Below are 23,558 nucleotides of genomic sequence, written 5' to 3'. Positions count from 1 at the left end.
TTTTGGGTGAAAGGAGTAATAAAATGGCGACAGGAAAGTCCTGCTCTCGCTGGTTTGCGCCTATTGCGGCGTTGTTGATGGTTGTTAGCCTGAGTGGGTGTTTTGATAAAGAAGGCGATCAGCGCAAAGCGTTTATCGATTTTCTGCAGAATACAGTGATGCGCAGCGGCGAGCGGTTACCGACGCTGACTGCGGATCAGAAAAAACAGTTTGGTCCCTTTGTGTCCGATTACGCCATTCTTTATGGGTATTCACAGCAGGTGAGCCAGGCGATGGATTCCGGTATCCGCCCGGTCGTGGATAGCGTAAACGCCATCCGCGTTCCACAGGATTATGTGACTCAGCGTGAACCGCTGCGCCAGTCCAACGGTGCGCTCGGCGTGCTGAGCCAGCAGCTACAGAATGCGAAAATGCAGGCTGATGCGTCACGTTCTGCGCTGAAGCAGGGTGACGATCTCAAACCGGTCTTTGACAAAGTGTATGAGAAAGTGGTGACCAAACCGTCTGAAGCACTGCAACCGCTGATTCCGGCCGCGCAAATTTTCACGCAGCAGCTGGTTCAGGTGGGTGACTTTATCGCCCAGCAGGACACTCAGGTGAGCTTTGTTGCCAACGGCATCCAGTTCCCGACTTCGCAGCAGGCAAGTCAGTACAATACGCTGATTGGGCCACTGGCCTCCCAGCATCAGGCCTTTAGCCAGGCCTGGAGTGCCGCCGTCACGGCCACAGAATAAACCGAAAAAACCCCGCGTCAGGCGGGGTTTTTTTATGCATTGCGAAAATAACGCTTGTCATTCCTCTACCACATCGGTATAACTATTCCCGTCGGTTTGTTACACAGACCTAAAGCAGTTTAGTAAAGCAGTCCAGATTGTTATCCATAGATACCCTTCGTTGTGACCCTTCCTTCATCGCTTAAAAATCTGTAACGCAATCCATCAAGCCGGAAGGCACAATATATTTGTTAATTAAGGTAATTCTATGTCTGCTAAAATGACTGGTCTGGTAAAATGGTTCAACGCTGATAAAGGTTTCGGCTTCATCACTCCTGACGATGGCTCAAAAGACGTGTTCGTACACTTCTCTGCTATCCAGAACGATGGCTACAAATCTCTGGACGAAGGTCAGAAAGTGTCCTTCACCATCGAAAGCGGCGCTAAAGGCCCAGCAGCTGGTAACGTTGTAAGCCTGTAAGCTTCCAACCCAGTAGCACAAAATTCAAAAACCCGCCTTCTGGCGGGTTTTTTCGTTTCTACTGTTGGATCTGCGGGTTAACGCAGTTTTTATCCACTTTTCCACTCAGCGCGGCAATCAGGTTGTCCACTGCGGTAGCCGCCATGTTGTAGCGTGTCTCGTGCGTGGCAGAGCCGATGTGGGGCAGGGCGACGACGTTTGGCATTTTCAGCAGTGGAGAATCCACCGGCAGTGGCTCCTGCTCAAACACGTCCAGACCGGCGGCGTGGATCTCGCCATTTTGCAGGGCTTCAATGAGCGCCTGCTCATCCACCACCGGGCCACGACCCGCGTTGATGAAAATGGCGGATTTCTTCATTTTTTCAAATGCGGATTTGCCAATCAGGTGACGTGTTTCATCCGTCAACGGCAGGATCAGGCAGACAAAATCGGCTTCCTGCAACAGCGTATCCAGCTCACAGTAACGCGCGTTAAAACGTTCTTCCGCTTCACCGTGGTGACGGCGCGCGTTGTACAGTATCGGCATGTTGAAACCAAAATGCGCGCGCTGTGCCAGCGCCAGCCCGATACGCCCCATACCCACGATGCCCAGCGTTTTTCCGTGAACATCCACGCCGAACCAGTCCGGGCCAATGCTTTTTGTCCATTCGCCTGCTTTAACGCGCTCGGCCACTTCAACCACGCGACGGGCGGTGCTGAGCACCAGCGCCATCAGCGTGTCGGCCACGGTTTCCGTCAGGGCATGCGGCGTGTGCATCAGCAGGATTTTGCGGGCGCTCAGGGCATCCACGTCGAAGTTGTCATAACCTACTGAAACAGTTGAAGTAGCACGAAGCTTCGGCATTTTCTCCAGCAGGGCGATGTCCACTTTCTCGCTTGAACCCAGCAGGCCTTCGGCGCTGGCGAACGCATCGGCATGCTGTGCCACGGTCTCCGGACTCAGGTTTTTCACCTGCGTGACGGTGAAGTGCTCTTCCAGGCGTTTCTGCAGATCTTCCGGCAGTGCTTTATACAAAATGACGGACGGCTTCATGCTAATCTCCGTTGATTTTTAAGGATTCAGGCGTGGCGTGCGCCGACGGGGTGCTGTTGATTATTAGCAGGCTTAACAATCAGAGTAAGCCACACGGAGGCAAAAAGCGCCACCCCCATAAAGATGTACGATGCGGATGGGCTGCCGGTGGCTCCGTTCAGGTAACCAACAAACCAGGAGCCGCAGAACGAACCCAGCGCGCCCATGCTGTTAATTAATGCCATGGCACCGCCCGCCACGTTACGCGGCAGCATCTCCGGGATGATGGCAAAAAATGGACCGTACGGGGCGTACATGGCGGCACCGGCAATGACCAACAGGGTATAAGAGGCCCAGAAGTGATTCGCGCCCACGGCCCAGGAGCCGATGAAGGCAAAAGCAGCAATCAGCAGCAGCGGCCAGACGAACACCTTACGGTTTTGCAGCTTATCCGACGCCCAGGAGGCGACGATCATGGCGATGGTCGCAGCCAGATACGGTACGGACGAGAGCCAGCCCACTTCAACCATGCCGAGATTCTCACCGCCGCTGCGGATGATCGACGGCAGCCACAGCACAAAACCGTACACGCCGATACTCCAGGTAAAATACTGCGCGCAGAGCAGGATCACGTTACGGGAGCGGAAGGCTTCACCGTAGTTACGTACCGCCTTCAGACCCTGCTGCTCTTTATCCAGCTGCGCCTGGAGCGCCGCTTTTTCATCTTCGGAAAGCCATTTCGCCTGGGCAGGTTTATCTTTCACCAGCACCCACCAGCAGAATGCCCAAATCACTGCCGGAACCCCTTCGATGATGAACATCTCGCGCCAGCCGAAGGACTGGATCAGGTAGCCGGAGACCACCGACATCCACAGTACGGTGACCGGGTTACCGAGGATCAGGAAAGTATTCGCGCGTGAGCGTTCAGATTTGGTAAACCAGTTGCTGATGTAAATCAGCATCGCGGGCATGACCGCCGCCTCAACGACGCCAAGGATAAAGCGAATGGCGGCCAGGGCAGGAATATTGTTCACCACGCCGGTAAGTGACGCACAGGCGCCCCACAGGATCAGACAAATGAAGATCAGCTTACGCACGCTGCGGCGTTCGGCGTAAATAGCACCGGGGATCTGGAAGAAGAAATACCCCAGGAAGAAGAGGGCGCCCAACAGGGATGAGACGCCCTTAGTGATCCCGAGGTCTTCGGTGATCCCAGCCGCGGATGCGAAACTGAAGTTGGCACGATCAAGGTACGCCAGGCTGTACGTGATAAACACGATTGGCATGATGTACCACCAGCGTTTTACTGCATTGGTCGAACTGTTCATAGGCTTGCCTCTGTTGTTGAGGTTGTTACCGCCGTTGTCTGTAGGGTACACGGTGGTTTAATTATTGGGTGCGGCCTGTGGCCCTCACCCTGGCCCTCTCCCACGGGGAGAGGGAATTTACATGCCGAGCTGTGCTCGTGTCGGTAATCCTTCGCTGTCGCCCTGCACCTGAATGGCCAGTGAGCCAATCTTGTTGCCTCGTGCAACCGCCTGCGGCAGCGGTTTGCCTTCCAGCAGCGCGCTAATGACGCCCACGGCAAAGCCATCGCCCGCGCCGACGGTGTCGACGACGTTCTCGACCTTCACCGCCGCGACCGCGCCTTGCTCGCCTTCGGCTGTTTTAAACCATGCGCCATCGGCGCCGGTTTTCAGCACCACCGCTTTTACCCCTTTATTCAGGTAGAAGTCAGCAATGCCTTCCAGTGTATTTTCGCCGGTCAGGATCATCCCTTCTTTCAGGCCCGGCAGAACCCAGTCCGCCCTGAATGCCAGCCGGTTAAGCTTCTCGATCATTTCCGCTTCGCTTTTCCACAGCACCGGGCGCAAATTTGGATCGAAAGAGATCGTTTTGCCCAGCGACTTCATGGTCGTTGCCGCATGATCCAGCAGCGAATACGAGCTGGCAGAGAGCGCCGCCGCCACGCCGCTCAGGTGCAAATGGCGCGCGGAGGCAAAATAATCGGCGTGGTAATCTTCTACGGAGAGATGGCTGGCGGCCGACCCTTTACGGAAATACTCCACGATGGGATCGGTTCCATTTTCAACTTTAGACTTAAGCTGAAAGCCGGTGGGGAAGCGTCCGTCGAGCGTAACGCCTGCGGCATCAATCCCCTCTTTTTTCAGCGAATCGAGAACGAAGTGGCCAAAGCTGTCATCGCCCACGCGGCTGACCCAGCCGACGTTCAGGCCCAGACGCGCCAGGCCGGTTGCGACGTTCAGCTCTGCGCCCGCCACGCGTTTGATAAAGTGCTCTACCGCGCTCAGCTCGCCCGTTTCGGTGGCGACAAACATTGCCATGGCTTCGCCAATCGTGATGACATCCAGCGTCTTGTGCATGATTTACTCCTCGCGCAGCAGGTTGACGTAATGGCGGGTAACGGCGGTTAAATCCCCCCCTTCCAGCGGGAACTCGATACCGCGCGGGGCATCGGCAGGCAGCTGGCGAAGCAGATCCAGCCAGCGGGAATCGGCACCGTCCGGCGCGACGGCGCGAAAGTTATCTTTATGCGGAACGGCGGCTTTAACGTGGATATAGCTCACGGCAGGCGCCAGATGACGCGCGGCCTCTTCCGGGGAGTCACCGACCCACAGCCAGTTGCCCATGTCAAAAGTCAGCGTGACGGGAAGCGCCCTTTCGCGACAGGCGGCCTGAAAGCGTTGCATCGGTGCAAGCTGGCCGCAGTCGGTCTGATCGTTTTCCACAACCAGCGCTATACCGCTGGTATTGAGCAGAGTACGTAAGGCATCGAGAGGCTGCGTGTAGCTAAAATGGCCCAGGGAAACCTTCAGCCACAGCGCGTTCAGGGTGCTGGCTTCTGAGAGATACCGCGGCAGGTCCGGGTTGAGGGTGCCATCGGGCATAAACAGGGCGGCAGGTGCTGAGTAACACGCCAGCAGGCCCAGAAGCTCAATGGACTCACCGAGCGCAGGCAGCGCCAGTAACTCTTCGCTATTGAACAGCTCGCGGCGGATCTCCACTCCGTCGGCGCCTGCACCCGCAATAACGGGAAGCATCGCCCGCTGACCGCCCGCCTGTCGCACCTGCTCCGCGCCATACGCGGCGGTGACCACCATGATTTTCCTGCCCATCTTCGGACTCCATCGCAACATATCAATACTATTACGCTAGATGGAACCGGTTCCAAAGAAAAGCTCAGGATGTCGAATTTATGATCGCTATCACAAGGGGAAATTAACGTGCGGTGGAGCCGCGGACGATCAGCTCGCCGGAGAAGACCTGCTCGCGTACGGCCTCACTGGTGCCTTCAATACGACGAACCACTTGTTCTACAGCAGCATAGCCAATCTGCCAGGTGGGCTGTTTGAGGGTGGTAATGCCGACGCCAGCCAGCTCCGCCCACTCCAGTTCATCAAACCCCAGCAGACCGATATCGCTGCCCCAGTGCAGGCCAATACGCTTGAGTGAGCGGGCAACCTGCAGGGTTAGTGCCCCGTTGGCGGAGATAACGGCTTTGCGCATCCCGCGATGGCGCGTGTGGAACTGGCGTAGGGTATTGTCGAGCTGATCGGCTTCGTGAAGCGGCGTTTCGGCATTTTCGGCGATCACGCCAGGATAACGCGCCAGCGTGGCACGAAATGCAGCCAGCCGATCGCGTCGGGTATTTACCATGCCCAGCGGTTCGCTCAGAAAGAGAATCGCCTCGAAACCTTGTTCAATCAGATGCTCGGTCGCGGTCGTGGCGGCCTGGGTGTTATCCAGCCCGACCACATCGCAGGCGAATTCCGGGATTTTACGGTCGATGAGGACCATGGGCAGGGAGGATTGCTGCAGACGGTTCAGCCCCTCTTCACGCATGCCCACCGCGTTGACCACAATCCCTTCCACCTGGTAGCTGCGCAGCAGATCGAGATAGTGCAACTCCTGGTCGACCTCGTTGTTGGTATTACAGACCAGAGGCGTAAAACCTTTTTCGCGGCAGGCGGCTTCGATACCGCTGAGCACGTTTACAGAGTAGGGGTTAGTGATATCCGCGATGATAAGTCCGATAAGGCGGGTGCGGCCACGTTTGAGCCCGCGGGCCATCAGGCTGGGGCGGTAGTCGAGATCGGCAATAGCCTGTTCAATACGCGCCAGCAATGCATCGGACAATAGATGTTTCTCGCCGTTAAGGTAGCGCGAAATGCTGGTTTTACCGGTTCTGGCGGCTTTCGCCACGTCGCTGATGGTGGCCCGGGCTGGTTTGCTCATCGCTGATTTCCCTGAATTTAGTGAGAATACCTTAACGGGAAAATCGGACGAATCAAGTAATTTGCCCGGTGGCGCAGCGCTTACCTGGGGTGCGGTCTGGTGCCCTCACCCCAACCCTCTCCCACGGGAGAGGGAGAAATGCGATTACTGAATTGGACTCAACGTAATCTCTACGCGACGGTTCTGCGCTTTACCTTCCGCCGTGCTGTTGCTGGCGATAGGGTTGGCAGGGCCCATGCCGCTGGTGCGGATGCGGTTCGCTTCCACACCCTGGGCGATCAGCGAGCTGGCAACGGAATCCGCGCGCTGCTGTGACAGACGCATGTTCAGATCCTGGCTGCCGGTGCTGTCGGTGTAGCCAATCACGTTCACGGCGGTCTTGTTGTACTCTTTCAGCACCATCGCCACGCCGGTCAGCGTGTTCGCACCCGCTGGTTTCAGCGTTGCGCTGCTGCTATCAAAGGTCACGTTGTTCGGCATGTTCAGAATGATGTTATCGCCGCTGCGCGTCACGCTTACGCCGGTTCCCTTCATTTTGTCACGCAGTTTTGCTTCCTGCACATCCATGTAATAACCGACGCCGCCGCCCAGTGCTGCCCCCGCCGCTGCGCCAATCAGCGCGCCTTTACCGCGGTCTTTTTTGGAGGAGGAGAGTGCTCCAACGCCTGCGCCGACCAGCGAGCCGATACCTGCGCCGATGCCGGATTTACCCGCTTCGCGCTCACCGGTGTAAGGGTTGGTTGTGCAGCCAGAAATAGCCAGTGCACCGCTCACCAGAGCGGCAATAACGAGTACGCGTTTTTTCATCTTCTTTCCTTAATCCTTTTTATTCTTTGCCACGGCGTGCGTGGCAGTTGATTATGACGTCCAGATACGGAGAAAATTCCGGGTATAACTCTGAAATTTGTGACAAACCATAAACGGCCTCAGCAAGAAGGCCGTAAAACCTGCACGCAACCAGGAGCGCACGCTTGAGCACCTCAACGAAAACCATTCTGACCGCCGCCCACTGGGGGCCGATGCTGGTCGAAACCGATGGCGAAAATGTTTTGTCGTCCCGCGGGGCACTGCCAACACAACATCCCAACTCTTTACAGACCGTCGTTCGCGATCAGGTGCATAGCAAAACGCGCGTGCGCTGGCCGATGGTGCGTAAAGGTTTTCTGGCTTCGCCGGACAAACCGCAGGGTATTCGCGGCCAGGATGAGTTTGTTCGCGTGAGCTGGGATGACGCGCTGGCGTTGATCCACGCCCAGCATAAGCGCATCCGCGAACGTTACGGCCCATCGTCCATTTTTGCCGGATCTTACGGCTGGCGTTCGAACGGCGTGCTGCATAAGGCGTCGACGCTGCTGCAGCGTTACATGAGCCTGGCGGGCGGTTATACCGGACATCTGGGAGATTATTCCACTGGCGCTGCGCAGGCGATCATGCCGTACGTGGTCGGCGGTAACGAAGTTTACCAGCAGCAGACCAGCTGGCCTCTGGTGCTGGCGCATACCGATGTGGTGGTGCTCTGGAGTGCCAACCCGCTTAACACGTTGAAAATTGCCTGGAATGCCAGTGACGAGCAGGGCATTGGCTATTTCGACGCGCTGCGCAAAAGCGGCAAGCGCATCATCTGCATTGACCCGATGCGCTCTGAAACCATGGATTTCTTCGGCGACAGCGCCGAGTGGATTGCGCCGCATATGGGCACCGACGTGGCAATGATGCTGGGTATCGCCCATACGCTGGTCGAAAACGGCTGGCACGATGACGACTTCCTCACGCGCTGTACCACCGGCTTCGATAAGTTCGCCGACTACCTGACGGGCCAGTCCGATGGGGTGGCGAAAACGGCAGCGTGGGCGGCAGACATTTGTGGCGTTTCTGCGGAGAAAATCCGCGAACTGGCGGACTTGTTCCATAAAAATACCACGATGTTAATGTCCGGCTGGGGGATGCAGCGCCAGCAGTTTGGCGAGCAGAAGCACTGGATGCTGGTCACGCTTGCCGCCATGCTCGGACAGATCGGTACGCCGGGCGGCGGTTTTGGTCTCTCCTATCATTTTGCCAACGGCGGAAACCCAACGCGCAAAGCGGCGGTGCTGGCTTCTCTGCAAGGTTCGGTGGTGGGCGGCGTGGATGCCGTGGATAAAATCCCGGTGGCGCGAATCATTGAAGCCCTGGAAAACCCGGGCGGTTTTTATCAGCACAACGGTCTGGACCGCCATTTCCCGGATATTAAATTTATCTGGTGGGCGGGCGGGGCGAACTTCACGCACCATCAGGATACCAATCGCCTGATCCGCGCCTGGCAAAAGCCGGAGCTGGTGGTGATTTCCGAGTGTTTCTGGACCGCTTCGGCCAAACATGCGGATATTGTGCTGCCGGCGACCACGTCGTTTGAGCGTAACGATCTCACCATGACCGGCGATTACAGCAACCAGCATATGGTACCGATGAAGCGCGTTGTGGCGCCGCGCGATGAAGCACGTGATGATTTTGACGTGTTTGCTGAACTGAGCGAGCGGTGGGAAGCGGGCGGTCGCGAACGTTTTACCGAAGGGAAAACGGATCTGCAATGGCTGGAGACGTTTTACCAGATCGCAGGGCAGCGCGGTGCGGCGCAGGGCGTAACGCTGCCGCCATTTTCTGCGTTTTGGGAAGCGAACCAGTTGATCGAAATGCCGGAAAGCGAACAGAACGCGCAGTTCGTCCGTTTCGCTGATTTCCGCCGCGACCCGGAGAACCATCCGCTGAAAACCGAGAGCGGCAAGATTGTGATCTACAGCGAGCGCATCGCCAGCTTTGGCTATGCCGATTGCCCGCCACACCCTTCCTGGCTGGAGCCAGACGAGTGGCACGGCAACGCCCAGCCGGAGCAGCTGCAGGTGTTATCTGCTCATCCCGCACATCGTCTGCACAGCCAGCTTAACTACTCCTCACTGCGCGAGCAGTATGCGGTCGCCGGGCGAGAGCCGATCACGCTGAATACCCATGACGCTAAAGCCCGCGGGATTGCGGACGGCGATGTGGTGCGCGTCTGGAATCATCGTGGTCAGGTGCTGGCAGGGGCGGTGGTCAGCGACGGGATTAAACCGGGCGTGATCTGTATTCACCAGGGCGCATGGCCCGATCTTGAGCCTGCCGAGGGGGGGATCTGTAAAAACGGGGCGGTTAACGTGCTGACCAAAGATCTCCCCAGCTCGAAGCTGGGGAACGGTTGTGCAGGGAATACGGCGCTGGCCTGGGTCGAGAAATACCAGGGGCCTGAGCTTACCTTAACGGCGTTTGATCCGCCTGCCAGCTCATAATCCAGGTCGGGTGCTGGGTATCGTCCTGCCAGGCGCTGTCTTCGATGCGAAAGCCCTGTGCATGATAGAAATTCACCGCCCGGACGTTTTTCTGATAGACCTCCAGGCTTAAATGCGGGAAGCGCTGTTGAACATGGTTCAGCAGCGCGCCTCCAATACCTTGCCCGATATACGTTGGCCTGACGAACAGCGCCCCTACAAACTGCGACTGTATAATGCTAATAAAACCGCGCAGCGTACCGTCCTCTTCCCACACCCAGGTTTCCGCCGCCGGGAGGTAGACTTCTCGCACCATGGCTTCGTTCTCCTTCCAGTAGCTTGCGCTGATAAACGGGTGCGCTTCGGTGGTGCTTTCAAGCCACAGGCTCAGGAGCGGATCGGCATTGTCATTTTGCCATTTGCGGATCATGTTGCCTCCCCGGATGACAGAAGCAGCCGGTAACATGGTCATTGACCAGGCCACAGGCCTGCATAAAGGCGTAGCAGATGGTGGAGCCGACAAACTTAAAGCCGCGCTTTTTGAGGGCCTTAGAGAGCGCGTCCGACTCCGGCGTGGAGGCCGGGATCTCCGCCAGCGTGGTGGCCTGAGTGAGCTGCGGCGTGTTATTCACAAACGACCAGACAAACGCAGAGAAGGGCTCGCCGTTTTGCTCCATCGCCAGGTAGGCGCGGGCATTGCCGATGATGGCCTGGATCTTACCGCGATGGCGGATGATGCCAGCATCTTGCACCAGGCGTTCTACGTCTTCATCGGTCATGGCGGCGACGGCGACGGGGTCGAACTGGTGAAAGGCTTTGCGGTAGTTTTCACGTTTCTTCAGTACCGTAATCCATGACAATCCCGCCTGCTGTCCCTCAAGGCAGATCATCTCAAAAAGTTTTCTGCCCCCCGTCTCCGGCACGCCCCATTCCCGATCGTGATAGTCGATATAAAGCTGATCCTGGCTTACCCAACCGCAACGTTCCATCCGTTATCTCCCTTACTGATGCTGATTTCGCAAAATTTTCATTCCGTCTGTCTTGACGTGCCTCGTATAAAGACAATAGTTAATACAGGGCCATATGCCCGAGAAATGCTTCCTGAATAACGACAAATATCGCCGAATTCGGCTCTCTCTGGGGTCGCTTTGATGATGATAAAAAAAATCAGTGGTCGCCATGCTGTTTCTGGCCTGGTGGGGATTTCAGCCTGCCTGTTGTTTTGTCATACAGCGTCTGCCTGGCAACAGGAATATATCGTTTCAGACGCCCAAAATAATACGGCGGAACGCTATACATGGGACGCGGATCACCAACCGCGTTATGAAGATATTCTTGCTGAGCGTATTCAGTCTTCGCAAAATTTGCCTGGGCTTGCCCTGGCTGTTCCCTCAGGTGCCACCACGGACGCGGCGATGAGCCTGGGATGGAATTTTCCGGTTTCAGCGCGGATCACCACCGGTCCGGTGATGTCCTGGCGGTATGACGGTTCGACGCCGATGATGATCAATGAGTTTGGCGATAGCGCGACGACGCAGACGCTCGCCGATCCGCTCTGGCATGCCAGCGTGAGCACGCTAGGCTGGCGCGTAAATACTCAGTACGGCGATCTTCGTCCCTGGGCGCAGGTGAGCTATAACCAGCAGTTTGGTGAAAACCAGTGGAAATCGCAGTTTGGCATGCCGCAAACGCCGGCCCCTGCTCAAAACGGTAACTGGATGGATGTCACTGTTGGAACGGATATGCCTTTTAATACGCACATGGCGGCGTATGCGTCGCTGGCTCAGGGGGAACGCACCACGACCGGTGAAGAGTTTCTCTATACCCTGGGGGTGAGCGCGAATTTTTAATGTTGTTACTTTTTTAAACGTAGCGATAACATCTCGAAAACAATAATCACAGGCTTTACAGCGATAGCAGGTACTAACCTGCTGTCGCTTTGTTCCCCGGCAAGGTCATTCATTCCCGATTCCAGGCATTTCATTCCGTTTCTCCTGCATTTCATGCCGTTTTACCCCATCACTGATAGGGTTTTGTTTATCGTTGCCCTCAGCGAATTCTTCTAATTTCTGTTGCAGGACAACGGCCATGAACACATCAACTTATAACCGTACGCGTTGGCTCACGCTCTTTGGCACCATCGTCACCCAGTTCGCGCTGGGATCGGTCTATACCTGGAGTCTGTTTAACAGTGCGCTTTCCGACAAACTTGGCGCACCGGTCAGCCAGGTGGCGTTTTCTTTTGGTCTGCTGAGCCTGGGACTGGCGATCTCGTCTTCCGTCGCGGGCAAGCTGCAGGAGCGTTTTGGCGTGAAGCGCGTGACCATGGCGTCCGGCATTTTGCTCGGTCTGGGCTTCTTCCTGACGGCGCATTCCAGCAACCTGATGATGCTGTGGCTGAGTGCTGGCGTCCTGGTGGGCCTGGCAGACGGTGCGGGCTATCTGCTGACGCTGTCGAACTGCGTGAAGTGGTTCCCGGAGCGTAAGGGGTTAATCTCCGCCTTTGCCATTGGTTCTTATGGCCTGGGCAGCCTCGGCTTTAAGTTTATTGATGCCCATCTGCTGGCGTCCGTTGGCCTCGAAAAGACCTTCATGATATGGGGTGCCATCGTGCTGGTGATGATTCTGTTCGGTGCCACGCTGATGAAAGATGCCCCGCAGCAGGAAGTGAAATCCGTTAACGGCGTGGTGGAGAACGACTTTACGCTGGCGCAGTCCATGCGCAAACCGCAGTACTGGATGCTGGCGGTGATGTTCCTGACGGCCTGCATGAGCGGTCTGTACGTCATTGGCGTGGCGAAAGATATCGCCCAGGGAATGGTGAAACTGGATGCGGCAACCGCGGCGAATGCGGTGACGGTTATTTCCATCGCCAACCTGTCTGGTCGCCTGGTGCTGGGGATCTTGTCCGACAAGATTGCCCGTATCCGCGTCATTACGATAGGGCAGGTGGTCTCTCTGGTGGGGATGGCGGCGTTACTGTTCGCCCCGCTGAATGAAGCGACATTCTTTGCAGCAATTGCCTGCGTGGCCTTTAACTTTGGCGGCACCATTACCGTCTTCCCGTCGCTGGTAAGCGAGTTCTTTGGGCTGAATAACCTGGCGAAAAACTACGGGGTTATCTATCTCGGCTTTGGGATCGGCAGTATCTGCGGCTCGCTGATTGCCTCGCTGTTCGGCGGGTTCTACGTGACCTTCTGCGTGATATTTGCTTTGCTGATTATTTCGCTGGCACTGTCCACGACGATTCGTCAGCCGCAGCGCGAAATATTTAAAGAAGTTCATGTATAATCACGACGAGAAAGGCCGGTAATTCGGCCTTTTTATTTTTCTTAAGACTGGAAAAAAAGCGATATTGTCTGTTTTGGGATTTGCTTTTTTGTAAATAACTGTACCGATCACACTCTCTTTTGCCACTTTTCCTCTTCCCTGTGGTCTACTTATCACGCTTGTAGACGTTTCATTGAACGATCCCCTGAGCGTATGTCTAATCTGCCCACTTTTTAATCGAGATGGGCGGCGGTACTGTCCCTTTTTCCGGGTAGCTTGCATGAAATACATTAAATCGATGGCGCAACAAAAGCTCTGCTTTTTGCTGGCGTTGTACATCGGCCTGTTTATGAATGGCGCAGTTTTTTTTCGTCGGTTTGACGGTTACGCGCATGATTTCACCGTCTGGAAAGGAATTGCAGCGGTTGTCGAATTGGTCGCTGCAGTACTGGTTACCTTCTTCTTACTACGAGTTCTGACTCTGTTTGGCCGCCGCGTGTGGCGTGTTCTGGCAACGTTTATTGTGCTTTGCTCGGCGGGTGCAAGCTATTACATGACGTTTATGAACGTCGTCATAGGATACGGCATTATTGCCTCCGTAATGACGACCGACATCGATCTTTCTAAAGAAGTCGTTGGGTTACACTTTATTCTCTGGCTGGTGGCTGTCAGCGCTTTACCGTTGTTGCTCATCTGGAGCAACCGCTGCCGGTATACGCTTGTGCATCAGATTCGAACGCCAGGTAAACGCTTTAGAAGTGTCGCATTGGTACTCCTGGCGGGCCTGATGGTGTGGGGACCGATTCGCTTGCTGGAAGTGAAGCAGAGAAGTGATGAACGTACCTCTGGCGTGGATATGCCAAGCTACGGTGGCGTGGTCGCCAACTCTTACCTGCCGTCTAACTGGATCTCTGCTCTGGGGTTGTATGCGTGGGCGCAGGTGGACGAATCTTCTGATAATAAATCGCTGATGAACCCGGTGAAGAAATTTACTTATGAAGCACCGAAAGATATCGACGATACCTATGTCGTCTTTATCATTGGCGAAACAACGCGCTGGGATCATATGGGGATTCTGGGCTATGGCCGTGATACCACGCCTGAGCTGGCTCAGGAGAAAAACCTGATTGCCTATCGCGGCTACTCCTGTGATACCGCCACTAAGCTCTCCTTGCGTTGCATGTTTGTTCGTGAGGGTGGGACGAGCGATAACCCACAGCGTACCTTAAAGGAACAGAACGTTTTTTCTGTGCTTCATCAGCTCGGGTTTAGTGCCGATCTTTATGCTATGCAGAGCGAGATGTGGTTCTACAGCAACACCATGGCAAAGAACATCGCTTATCGTGAGCAAATTGGCGCGGAGCCGCGAAATCGTGGCAAGGCAGTCGATGATATGCTGCTGATCGACGAGATGAAAAACTCTCTCAATGGCAATCCGGATGGCAAGCATATGATCATCCTGCATACCAAAGGGTCTCACTATAACTATACCCAGCGCTATCCTCGCAGCTTTGCTAAATGGACACCGGAATGTGTTGGCGTCGATAAAGATTGCACCAAAGACCAGTTAATTAACTCATACGATAACTCAGTATTGTATGTGGATCATTTTATCAAGTCGGTGATTGACCAGGTACGCGATAAGAAAGCGATCGTGTTCTATGCGGCTGACCATGGTGAGTCCATTAATGATTTTGAGCATCTTCACGGCACACCCCGTAAAATGGCACCGCCGGAGCAGTTCCGCGTGCCGATGATTATGTGGATGTCGGATAAGTATCTGGAAAACCCTGACAAAGCCGCAATGTTTGCTCATCTGAAAAAAGAGGCGGAGATGAAGGTGCCACGTCGCCACGTTGAACTGTACGACACCATTATGGGTTGTCTCGGCTATACCTCACCAAATGGTGGAATTAACGAAAACAACAACTGGTGTAAACTGCCTGATAGCACCGCAAAAGCCGCGCAGTAGCGGCTCTGGCGAGAATATCGCCAGTTGAATAGCTTTTTGAAAATAAGGGATTGACGGGGGCGCACCTCAGCAGTAAGATGCGCTCCGCATTCGGCGAGTAGCGCAGCTTGGTAGCGCAACTGGTTTGGGACCAGTGGGTCGGAGGTTCGAATCCTCTCTCGCCGACCACATTCTGAAAAGGGCTAACCGCAAGGTTAGCCCTTTTTGCATTATGACCTTAGCCCGCCAGAGTCACCAAAACGCCCCTTATCCTGGCTTCTCCCTGCCTGTTAACGATTTTGTGACATAATCCATTGTATTTTTTTATATATAGATTGATCTTTTTTCGCGTTGCTTATGGATAACCTCAGCATTTTTCGCTGTGCGTTTTAACGTTCGCGGTATTTAGTGCTCAGATAATCACCATTCTGCAAGAAAATTTACCCATTCTGAATAAAAGTTAATCACTGATTGTTGCGAAATATGTAGATATTTGTGCTGCAAGATGGCGAGTAGCATAAATTTCCCTGCTGAAAACTGGCATACATAGTTTTTTTAATCTTTGTTTGCGGTTTCTCACACTCCACGTAAATCCCCGTCACCTGTATTGACGTTTTCACATTCTGTTGACAGATTGTAGGGCATGAGGGGCATTTCAGGGACGATCTGCGCTGCAACTCAAACGCTCTTCTGAAAGGATTCTCCATCCCTTTACTGCCTTCGGGCACCACCGACCGGACCGGGTAAAAAATAAATAAAGGTCTGGCGGCGTAACACAACAAAGCAAAACATCACATTGGAGCAGAATAATGAGTATTTCCTTGAAGAAGTCAGGGATGCTGAAGCTTGGTCTGAGCCTGGTGGCTATGACCGTGGCAGCAAGCGTACAGGCAAAAACCCTGGTTTACTGTTCTGAAGGCTCGCCGGAAGGCTTTAACCCACAGCTCTTTACCTCTGGCACGACGTACGACGCAAGCTCTGTACCGATCTATAACCGTCTGGTTGAATTCAAAACCGGCACCACCGAAGTGATTCCGGGTCTGGCTGAGAAGTGGGACGTCAGCGAAGACGGTAAGACCTATACCTTCCACCTGCGTCAGGGCGTGAAGTGGCAGGACAGCAAAGAATTTAAACCAACGCGTGACTTTAACGCCGACGACGTTGTGTTCTCCTTCGACCGTCAGAAAAATGCCCAGAACCCGTACCACAAAGTGTCGGGCGGCAGCTATGAGTACTTCGAAGGGATGGGTCTGCCTGACCTGATCTCAGAAGTGAAAAAAGTGGACGATAAAACCGTGCAGTTCGTGCTGACGCGTCCGGAAGCGCCATTCCTGGCTGACCTGGCCATGGACTTCGCCTCTATTCTCTCTAAAGAGTATGCGGACAACATGCTGAAAGCCGGCACGCCTGAGAAAGTGGACCTGAACCCAATCGGTACCGGCCCGTTCCAACTGCTGCAGTACCAGAAAGACTCCCGTATTCTGTATAAAGCCTTCCCGGGCTACTGGGGCACCAAGCCGCAGATCGACCGTCTGGTCTTCTCCATCACGCCTGATGCGTCCGTGCGTTATGCAAAACTGCAGAAAAACGAATGTCAGGTGATGCCATACCCGAACCCGGCTGACATCGCGCGCATGAAGCAGGATAAGAACATTAACCTGCTGGAACAGGCGGGCCTGAACGTGGGCTACCTCTCCTTCAACACCGAGAAGAAACCGTTTGATGACGTGAAGGTGCGTCAGGCGCTGACCTACGCGGTGAACAAAGAAGCGATCATCAAAGCCGTTTACCAGGGCGCAGGCGTTGCAGCCAAGAACCTGATCCCACCAACTATGTGGGGCTATAACGATGACGTTAAAGACTACAGCTACGATCCTGAGAAAGCGAAAGCGCTGCTGAAAGAAGCGGGCCAGGATAAAGGCTTCACCGTTGAGCTGTGGGCGATGCCGGTACAGCGTCCGTACAACCCGAACGCACGCCGTATGGCGGAAATGGTTCAGGCTGACTGGGCGAAAGTTGGTGTACAGGCCAAGATCGTGACCTACGAGTGGGGCGAGTACCTGAAGCGCGCCAAAGCGGGTGAGCACCAGGCGGTGATGATGGGCTGGACCGGTGACAACGGGGATCCGGACAACTTCTTCGCTACCCTGTTCAGCTGCGCGGCGGCGAAAGACGGTTCTAACTACTCTCGCTGGTGCTACAAGCCGTTTGAAGACCTGATCCAGCCGGCGCGTGCGACCGACGATCACAACAAACGTATTGAGCTGTACAAGCAAGCGCAGGTTGTTATGCACGATCAGGCTCCGGCGCTGATTGTTGCTCACTCCACCGTGTATGAGCCAGTGCGTAAAGAAGTGAAGGGCTATGTGGTTGATCCACTGGGCAAACACCACTTCGAAAACGTATCGGTTGAATAATTAAAAGCAACGCCAGGCGGCGTTGCGCTTGCACTGGCCTACGGTATGTAGGCCGGGTAAGCGTAGCGCCACCCGGCAGCAGTGCTTTATTTCCTCTCTGAAAGGAGAGGGGATAAGATTTGTGAGCAATACAGACGTCACGCCACTGGTCGTGCGTCATCAGAGAGAATCCGGGTTATGTTGCAGTTCATCCTCCGACGTCTGGGACTTGTTATCCCGACGTTTATCGGTATCACCCTTCTCACTTTTGCCTTCGTCCATATGATCCCCGGCGACCCGGTAATGATTATGGCGGGCGAGCGTGGTATCTCCCCTGAACGTCATGCGCAGCTTCTGGCTGAACTCGGCCTCGATAAGCCGATGTGGCAGCAGTACCTCCATTATATCTGGGGCGTGTTGCACGGTGACTTAGGGATTTCGCTGAAAAGCCGTCTTCCGGTGTGGGACGAGTTCGTGCCGCGTTTTAAAGCGACACTGGAGCTTGGCGTCTGCGCCATGATTTTCGCCACTGCGGTGGGTATTCCAGTTGGGGTACTGGCTGCCGTTAAACGTGGCTCAATTTTCGACCACACCGCTGTTGGCCTGGCGCTGACCGGCTACTCCATGCCTATCTTCTGGTGGGGCATGATGCTGATTATGCTGGTTTCGGTGCAGCTTAACCTGACGCCCGTTTCCGGGCGCGTCAGCGATATGGTTTTCCTCGACGACACCAATCCGTTGACCGGCTTTATGCTGATTGATACGGCTATCTGGGGTGAAGAGGGGAACTTCATCGATGCCGTCGCGCATATGATCCTGCCAGCCATGGTGCTGGGCACCATCCCTCTGGCGGTGATTGTGCGTATGACCCGTTCCTCCATGCTGGAAGTGCTGGGCGAAGATTACATCCGTACCGCACGCGCCAAAGGGTTAACCCGTATGCGCGTCATCATCGTACATGCGCTGCGTAACGCCATGCTGCCGGTGGTGACCGTTATTGGTCTTCAGGTGGGTACGTTGCTGGCAGGGGCTATCCTGACCGAAACCATCTTCTCCTGGCCCGGCCTTGGACGCTGGTTGATTGATGCGCTGCAACGCCGTGACTATCCGGTCGTGCAGGGCGGGGTGCTGCTGGTCGCGACGATGATTATCCTCGTCAACCTGCTGGTCGATTTGCTGTACGGCGTGGTGAACCCGCGTATTCGTCATAAGAAGTAAGGGGCCATCATGTCACACGTTTCTGAAAACAAAGTGGTTGCTGCACCGGTTCCGATGACACCGCTGCAGGAGTTCTGGCACTACTTCAAGCGCAATAAAGGTGCGGTAGTAGGGCTGGTGTATGTCGCAATCATGATCCTGATTGCGGTGTTTGCGAACTTCCTCGCACCTTATAACCCTGCGGATCAGTTCCGCGATGCGCTGCTTGCGCCTCCTGCGTGGCAGGATGGCGGTAGCCTGGCACACCTGCTGGGTACCGATGATGTAGGCCGCGATGTGCTGTCGCGTCTGATGTACGGTGCGCGTCTGTCGCTGCTGGTTGGCTGCCTGGTGGTGGTGCTGTCCCTGATTATGGGGATTGTGCTTGGTCTGGTGGCGGGTTACTTCGGCGGCATCGTCGATAACATCATTATGCGTGTTGTCGACATCATGCTGGCGCTGCCAAGCCTGCTGCTGGCGCTGGTGCTGGTGGCGATCTTCGGTCCGTCTATCGGTAACGCCGCGCTGGCGTTGACCTTCGTGGCGCTTCCTCACTACGTGCGTTTAACCCGTGCGGCGGTGCTGGTGGAAGTGAACCGCGACTACGTCACCGCGTCTCGCGTGGCGGGGGCGGGGGCGATGCGCCAGATGTTCGTCAATATCTTCCCGAACTGCCTTGCGCCGCTGATTGTTCAGGCGTCGCTCGGTTTCTCAAACGCCATTCTTGATATGGCCGCTCTTGGCTTCCTGGGCATGGGTGCGCAGCCACCAACACCGGAGTGGGGCACGATGCTCTCCGACGTGTTGCAGTTCGCACAAAGCGCCTGGTGGGTTGTCACCTTCCCGGGTCTGGCAATCCTGCTGACGGTGCTGGCATTTAACCTGATGGGTGATGGCCTGCGTGATGCGCTTGATCCCAAACTGAAGCAGTAAGAGGCACGAGATGGCGTTATTAAATGTAGATAAATTATCGGTGCACTTCGGAGACGAAGGCACCCCATTTCGCGCCGTGGACCGCATCAGCTACAGCGTAAATCAGGGCGAAGTGGTGGGTATTGTCGGGGAATCCGGTTCCGGTAAGTCGGTGAGCTCACTGGCGATTATGGGGCTTATCGATTATCCCGGCCGTGTGATGGCGGAAAACCTGCAGTTCAATGGTCAGGATCTGAAGCGCATTTCCGAAAAACAGCGCCGCCAGCTGGTGGGCGCGGAAGTGGCGATGATTTTCCAGGACCCGATGACCAGCCTTAACCCGTGTTACACCGTCGGCTTCCAGATTATGGAAGCGATAAAGGTGCATCAGGGCGGTAATAAGAAAACCCGTCGCCAGCGCGCGATCGATCTGCTGAATCAGGTGGGTATTCCTGACCCGGCATCGCGTCTGGACGTCTACCCGCACCAGCTCTCTGGCGGGATGAGCCAGCGCGTGATGATCGCGATGGCGATTGCCTGTCGGCCAAAACTGCTGATTGCGGATGAACCGACGACGGCGCTGGACGTGACCATTCAGGCGCAAATCATCGAACTGCTGCTGGAGTTGCAGCAGCAGGAAAATATGGCGCTGGTCCTGATTACGCATGACCTGGCGCTGGTGGCCGAAGCGGCGCACAAAATCATCGTGATGTATGCAGGCCAGGTCGTCGAGACCGGAAGTTCGCACGATATCTTCCGCGCACCGCGTCACCCTTATACGCAGGCTCTGCTGCGTGCGCTGCCGGAGTTTGCCCAGGATAAAGCGCGCCTGGCGTCACTGCCGGGTGTGGTGCCGGGTAAATATGACCGTCCGCAGGGCTGTCTGCTTAACCCGCGCTGTCCGTATGCGACGGACAAATGCCGGGCGGAGGAGCCAGAGCTGAACCAGCTTGCTGACGGCCGTCAGTCGAAATGCCACTACCCACTCGATGATGCCGGGAGGCCAACACTATGAGTACGCAACAGGCCACCACGCAACAACCGCTGTTGCAGGCCATCGACCTGAAAAAACACTACCCGGTGAAGAAGGGGATTTTTGCCCCTGAGCGCCTGGTGAAAGCGCTGGACGGCGTCTCCTTTACCCTCGAGCGCGGCAAAACGCTGGCGGTGGTTGGGGAGTCGGGCTGTGGTAAATCTACGCTGGGCCGTCTGTTGACGATGATTGAAGTCCCGACCGGCGGTGAACTTTATTATCAGGGGCAGGATCTGCTCAAACACGATCCTCAGGCGCAGAAGTTGCGTCGTCAGAAAATCCAGATTGTGTTCCAGAACCCGTACGGTTCTCTGAACCCGCGTAAAAAAGTGGGACAGATTCTGGAAGAGCCGCTGCTCATTAACAGTAATCTGAGCAAAGAGCAGCGCCGCGAAAAAGCGCTGGCGATGATGGCGAAGGTCGGCCTGAAAACCGAGCATTATGACCGCTACCCGCATATGTTCTCCGGTGGCCAGCGTCAGCGTATTGCCATCGCCCGCGGCCTGATGCTCGACCCGGACGTGGTGATTGCCGATGAGCCCGTCTCCGCGCTCGACGTTTCCGTGCGTGCGCAGGTGCTGAACCTGATGATGGATCTCCAGCAGGAACTGGGGCTCTCTTACGTGTTCATCTCCCACGATCTGTCGGTTGTCGAACACATTGCGGATGAAGTGATGGTGATGTATCTGGGTCGCTGCGTGGAGAAGGGGAGCAAAGACCAGATCTTTACTAACCCGCGTCACCCGTATACCCAGGCCCTGCTGTCTGCGACGCCGCGCCTCAACCCGGACGATCGCCGTGAGCGTATTAAGCTGACGGGTGAGTTGCCAAGCCCGCTGAATCCGCCTCCTGGGTGTGCATTTAACGCCCGCTGCAGTCGCCGTTTTGGTCCCTGCACGCAGCTGCAGCCGCAGCTGAAGGATTATGGTGGTCAACTGGTCGCCTGTTTCGCGGTCGATCAGGATGAAAATGGCGAGAAGCCACATGCATAAAGAAAAAAACCGGCGTTAAGCCGGTTTTTTTATGTCTGCGCAATTATTTCCGCAAGCGAATCTGGTCGACTGCGTGCTTCTCGCTCTTGGTGAGGATCAGACTTGCGCGTTCACGCGTCGGCAGGATGTTCTCTTTCAGGTTCACGTAGTTAATCTCATTCCACAGCCCCGTCGCCACCTTAATGGCCTCTTCTTTTGACAGCTGCGCATAGTTATGGAAGTAAGAGTCAGGATCGGTGAACGCGCCTTCCCGGAACTTCAGGAAGCGGTTGATGTACCAGCTCTGGAGAAGATCTTCCGGCGCATCAACATATATAGAGAAATCGACGAAGTCTGAAACGAACACATGATGTGGGTCATGAGGATAATCCATCCCGCTCTGCAGGACGTTTAACCCTTCCAGGATCAGGATATCCGGCTGGACCACCGTTTTATCCCCATCCGGGATACGATCGTAGATCAGGTGTGAATAGACCGGTGCCGTGACGTGAGGCACCCCGGATTTCAGGTCAGAGACAAATTTCACCAGACGGTGCATATCATAAGAGAGCGGGAAGCCCTTCTTCTTCATTAGCCCGCGTTCTTTTAATACTTCGTTCGGGTGCAGGAAGCCGTCGGTGGTAATTAACTCAACGCTGCGGTGTTCAGGCCAGCGGCTCAACAGCGCCTGCAATACGCGCGCGGTGGTGCTTTTACCCACGGCCACGCTGCCCGCAATGCTGATGATATAAGGAATGCGCTGACCGTTCGTTCCGAGGAACTGCTCCAGTACCGCCTGACGGCGCAGGTTGGAGCTGATATAGAAGTTAAGCAAGCGAGAAAGGGGGAGATAAATTTCTGCCACCTCTTCCAGGGACAGATCTTCGTTTATCCCTTTTAACCGTGCGATTTCACCTTCCGTCAGCGTCATAGGGACGGAATCACGCAGGGCAGCCCACTGGCTGCGGTTAAAGTGAAGATAAGGCGTCATTAACGTTTGCTCTTTTTTGCTCATAAGCATGCTTCAGTGAGCCAGCTCAATACTGCCGGATCGTGGCTCATCACACAGTTAATTTTGGACAATGGGCAGGAGGTTAACACCAGATGGCAGGAATAATAAGAAAAAAGATGGAAAGCGCTACGTTACGCGGAAGCCGTCACGCTACGGTGTATCCCGTGCAAACGACCCTTGCATGTTGATTATTTGACCGCGAATGACTACTTTTACAGCGCTTAGTATGCTGTTCGCATAAAATGTGAGCGAAAGAACGTTTTATGCAAATTTTTAGTTGCATGACCGCGCAGGTATCCATAGAATGCGCGCTACTTGATGCCGACTTAGCTCAGTAGGTAGAGCAACTGACTTGTAATCAGTAGGTCACCAGTTCGATTCCGGTAGTCGGCACCATCAAGTCCGGTGGGGTTCCCGAGCGGCCAAAGGGAGCAGACTGTAAATCTGCCGTCACAGACTTCGAAGGTTCGAATCCTTCCCCCACCACCACTTTCTGGCAGCGTAAATGCCGCCGGAGCTGGTTGGAAAAATTAGCCAGCTCAAACTGAAAAAGAGAGAAATCTCTTTTTTTGTTACAGAAAGAACTGGGTAGCCGAGTTTCAGGATGCGGGCATCGTATAATGGCTATTACCTCAGCCTTCCAAGCTGATGATGCGGGTTCGATTCCCGCTGCCCGCTCCAATACGTGCTGATATGGCTCAGTTGGTAGAGCGCACCCTTGGTAAGGGTGAGGTCCCCAGTTCGACTCTGGGTATCAGCACCACTTCACTTCTCCTTCCCGTTTCTCTCTGTTTCAATTTTACTGTATTCAACAATTCAGGCATTTCGCCTGGTTGATGTGGTGATATCACCGATTTATCCGTGTCTTAGAGGGACAATCGATGTCTAAAGAAAAGTTTGAACGTACAAAACCGCACGTTAACGTCGGTACTATCGGCCACGTTGACCATGGTAAAACAACGCTGACCGCTGCAATCACTACCGTTCTGGCTAAAACCTACGGTGGTTCTGCTCGTGCATTCGACCAGATCGATAACGCACCAGAAGAAAAAGCTCGTGGTATCACCATCAACAC

The 23,558-nt window shown here is 55.0% G+C and carries 21 protein-coding genes and 5 tRNA genes; 17 read left to right on the top strand and 9 right to left on the bottom strand.

Translation table 11 applies throughout. The features are described 5' to 3' along the window. Positions 1-23: 23 nt before the first annotated feature. Both ACOTY9_RS18015 and cspE read left to right on the top strand, forming a co-directional pair. A complete protein-coding gene (locus tag ACOTY9_RS18015; RefSeq protein ID WP_014882044.1) occupies positions 24-734 on the top strand; it encodes a DUF3053 domain-containing protein in 711 nt (236 codons plus the stop codon). A 247-nt stretch (positions 735-981) separates the two neighbouring features. Next, positions 982-1,194: a transcription antiterminator/RNA stability regulator CspE gene (gene cspE, locus ACOTY9_RS18010; protein ID WP_003860775.1), complete on the top strand. Its 213-nt coding sequence runs from the start codon at positions 982-984 to the stop codon at positions 1,192-1,194. A 58-nt stretch (positions 1,195-1,252) separates the two neighbouring features. On the opposite strand, the gene ghrB is transcribed toward cspE, so the two are convergent. From ghrB to ACOTY9_RS17980, 6 genes are all read right to left on the bottom strand, one after another. Next, complete coding sequence (ghrB, locus tag ACOTY9_RS18005) at positions 1,253-2,227, bottom strand: glyoxylate/hydroxypyruvate reductase GhrB (protein WP_048996526.1); 975 nt, start codon at positions 2,225-2,227, stop codon at positions 1,253-1,255. A gap of 26 nt (positions 2,228-2,253) precedes the next feature. Then, positions 2,254-3,534, bottom strand: coding sequence for an MFS transporter (locus ACOTY9_RS18000; RefSeq protein WP_023331751.1), 1,281 nt, complete (start codon positions 3,532-3,534; stop codon positions 2,254-2,256). 117 nt (positions 3,535-3,651) lie between these two features. After that, positions 3,652-4,590 carry a sugar kinase gene (locus ACOTY9_RS17995; RefSeq protein ID WP_058690623.1) on the bottom strand — a complete coding sequence of 313 codons (939 nt, stop codon included), beginning with the start codon at positions 4,588-4,590 and terminating at the stop codon, positions 3,652-3,654. Between the two features lie 3 nt (positions 4,591-4,593). Continuing rightward, positions 4,594-5,343: a sugar phosphate isomerase/epimerase gene (locus tag ACOTY9_RS17990; protein ID WP_348566012.1), complete on the bottom strand. Its 750-nt coding sequence runs from the start codon at positions 5,341-5,343 to the stop codon at positions 4,594-4,596. A gap of 103 nt (positions 5,344-5,446) precedes the next feature. Next, positions 5,447-6,463: a LacI family DNA-binding transcriptional regulator gene (locus tag ACOTY9_RS17985; protein ID WP_014882049.1), complete on the bottom strand. Its 1,017-nt coding sequence runs from the start codon at positions 6,461-6,463 to the stop codon at positions 5,447-5,449. A 144-nt stretch (positions 6,464-6,607) separates the two neighbouring features. Beyond that, positions 6,608-7,270, bottom strand: coding sequence for an OmpA family lipoprotein (locus ACOTY9_RS17980; RefSeq protein WP_045134441.1), 663 nt, complete (start codon positions 7,268-7,270; stop codon positions 6,608-6,610). A 212-nt stretch (positions 7,271-7,482) separates the two neighbouring features. Here ACOTY9_RS17980 and ACOTY9_RS17975 point away from each other — a divergent pair, with 212 nt between their 5' ends. Then, on the top strand, positions 7,483-9,762 hold the full coding sequence (locus ACOTY9_RS17975; RefSeq protein ID WP_348566040.1) for a molybdopterin guanine dinucleotide-containing S/N-oxide reductase: 2,280 nt from the start codon (positions 7,483-7,485) through the stop codon (positions 9,760-9,762). Here ACOTY9_RS17975 and ACOTY9_RS17970 read toward each other — a convergent pair. Together ACOTY9_RS17970 and tag are read right to left on the bottom strand one after the other, a co-directional pair. Further along, positions 9,725-10,171, bottom strand: a complete 447-nt coding sequence (locus ACOTY9_RS17970) for an N-acetyltransferase (RefSeq protein ID WP_048996533.1) — start codon at positions 10,169-10,171, stop codon at positions 9,725-9,727. The two genes, ACOTY9_RS17975 and ACOTY9_RS17970, sit on opposite strands and share 38 nt — an antisense overlap. After that, the gene (tag, locus tag ACOTY9_RS17965; RefSeq protein WP_087529154.1) at positions 10,149-10,730 is read right to left on the bottom strand and encodes a DNA-3-methyladenine glycosylase I; all 582 of its coding nucleotides are present in this window, start codon (positions 10,728-10,730) and stop codon (positions 10,149-10,151) included. The genes ACOTY9_RS17970 and tag overlap by 23 nt, the downstream gene beginning before the upstream one ends. A gap of 162 nt (positions 10,731-10,892) precedes the next feature. Here tag and ACOTY9_RS17960 point away from each other — a divergent pair, with 162 nt between their 5' ends. From ACOTY9_RS17960 to dppF, 9 genes are all read left to right on the top strand, one after another. Next, on the top strand, positions 10,893-11,591 hold the full coding sequence (locus ACOTY9_RS17960) for an autotransporter domain-containing protein (RefSeq protein ID WP_014882053.1): 699 nt from the start codon (positions 10,893-10,895) through the stop codon (positions 11,589-11,591). A gap of 238 nt (positions 11,592-11,829) precedes the next feature. Further along, positions 11,830-13,032 carry an L-lactate MFS transporter gene (locus ACOTY9_RS17955; protein WP_248197412.1) on the top strand — a complete coding sequence of 401 codons (1,203 nt, stop codon included), beginning with the start codon at positions 11,830-11,832 and terminating at the stop codon, positions 13,030-13,032. A gap of 259 nt (positions 13,033-13,291) precedes the next feature. Then, positions 13,292-14,983 carry a kdo(2)-lipid A phosphoethanolamine 7''-transferase gene (gene eptB / locus ACOTY9_RS17950; protein ID WP_348566011.1) on the top strand — a complete coding sequence of 564 codons (1,692 nt, stop codon included), beginning with the start codon at positions 13,292-13,294 and terminating at the stop codon, positions 14,981-14,983. Between the two features lie 91 nt (positions 14,984-15,074). Continuing rightward, positions 15,075-15,151 (top strand) — tRNA-Pro (locus tag ACOTY9_RS17945). A 620-nt stretch (positions 15,152-15,771) separates the two neighbouring features. Next, complete coding sequence (gene dppA, locus ACOTY9_RS17940) at positions 15,772-17,379, top strand: dipeptide ABC transporter periplasmic-binding protein DppA (protein WP_014882056.1); 1,608 nt, start codon at positions 15,772-15,774, stop codon at positions 17,377-17,379. Between the two features lie 177 nt (positions 17,380-17,556). Further along, entirely contained in the window at positions 17,557-18,576 is a 1,020-nt protein-coding gene (gene dppB, locus ACOTY9_RS17935; protein ID WP_014882057.1) for a dipeptide ABC transporter permease DppB, read from the top strand. Positions 18,577-18,585: 9 nt separating this feature from the next. Next, on the top strand, positions 18,586-19,488 hold the full coding sequence (gene dppC, locus ACOTY9_RS17930; protein WP_014882058.1) for a dipeptide ABC transporter permease DppC: 903 nt from the start codon (positions 18,586-18,588) through the stop codon (positions 19,486-19,488). Positions 19,489-19,498: 10 nt separating this feature from the next. Then, entirely contained in the window at positions 19,499-20,482 is a 984-nt protein-coding gene (dppD, locus tag ACOTY9_RS17925) for a dipeptide ABC transporter ATP-binding protein (RefSeq protein WP_047026817.1), read from the top strand. Continuing rightward, positions 20,479-21,492, top strand: coding sequence for a dipeptide ABC transporter ATP-binding subunit DppF (gene dppF, locus ACOTY9_RS17920; RefSeq protein WP_023331759.1), 1,014 nt, complete (start codon positions 20,479-20,481; stop codon positions 21,490-21,492). The genes dppD and dppF overlap by 4 nt, the downstream gene beginning before the upstream one ends. A gap of 43 nt (positions 21,493-21,535) precedes the next feature. Here dppF and coaA read toward each other — a convergent pair whose 3' ends face one another. After that, entirely contained in the window at positions 21,536-22,486 is a 951-nt protein-coding gene (gene coaA, locus ACOTY9_RS17915) for a type I pantothenate kinase (protein WP_014882061.1), read from the bottom strand. A 317-nt stretch (positions 22,487-22,803) separates the two neighbouring features. Between coaA and ACOTY9_RS17910 the strand changes: the two genes are divergently transcribed. The 5 genes from ACOTY9_RS17910 to ACOTY9_RS17890 form a co-directional block, all read left to right on the top strand. Next, a tRNA-Thr gene (locus ACOTY9_RS17910) sits at positions 22,804-22,879 on the top strand. A gap of 8 nt (positions 22,880-22,887) precedes the next feature. After that, a tRNA-Tyr gene (locus ACOTY9_RS17905) sits at positions 22,888-22,972 on the top strand. A 117-nt stretch (positions 22,973-23,089) separates the two neighbouring features. Next, positions 23,090-23,164, top strand: a tRNA-Gly gene (locus ACOTY9_RS17900). Between the two features lie 6 nt (positions 23,165-23,170). After that, positions 23,171-23,246, top strand: a tRNA-Thr gene (locus ACOTY9_RS17895). A gap of 118 nt (positions 23,247-23,364) precedes the next feature. Next, positions 23,365-23,558: GTP-binding protein (locus ACOTY9_RS17890; protein WP_004929415.1), on the top strand; the 194-nt coding region annotated here is incomplete at its 3' end.

The organism is Enterobacter cloacae complex sp. SHL012 (assembly GCF_049237505.1).
Taxonomy (GTDB): Bacteria; Pseudomonadota; Gammaproteobacteria; order Enterobacterales; family Enterobacteriaceae; genus Enterobacter; species Enterobacter kobei.
This window is presented reverse-complemented; position numbering and strand designations above follow the sequence as displayed.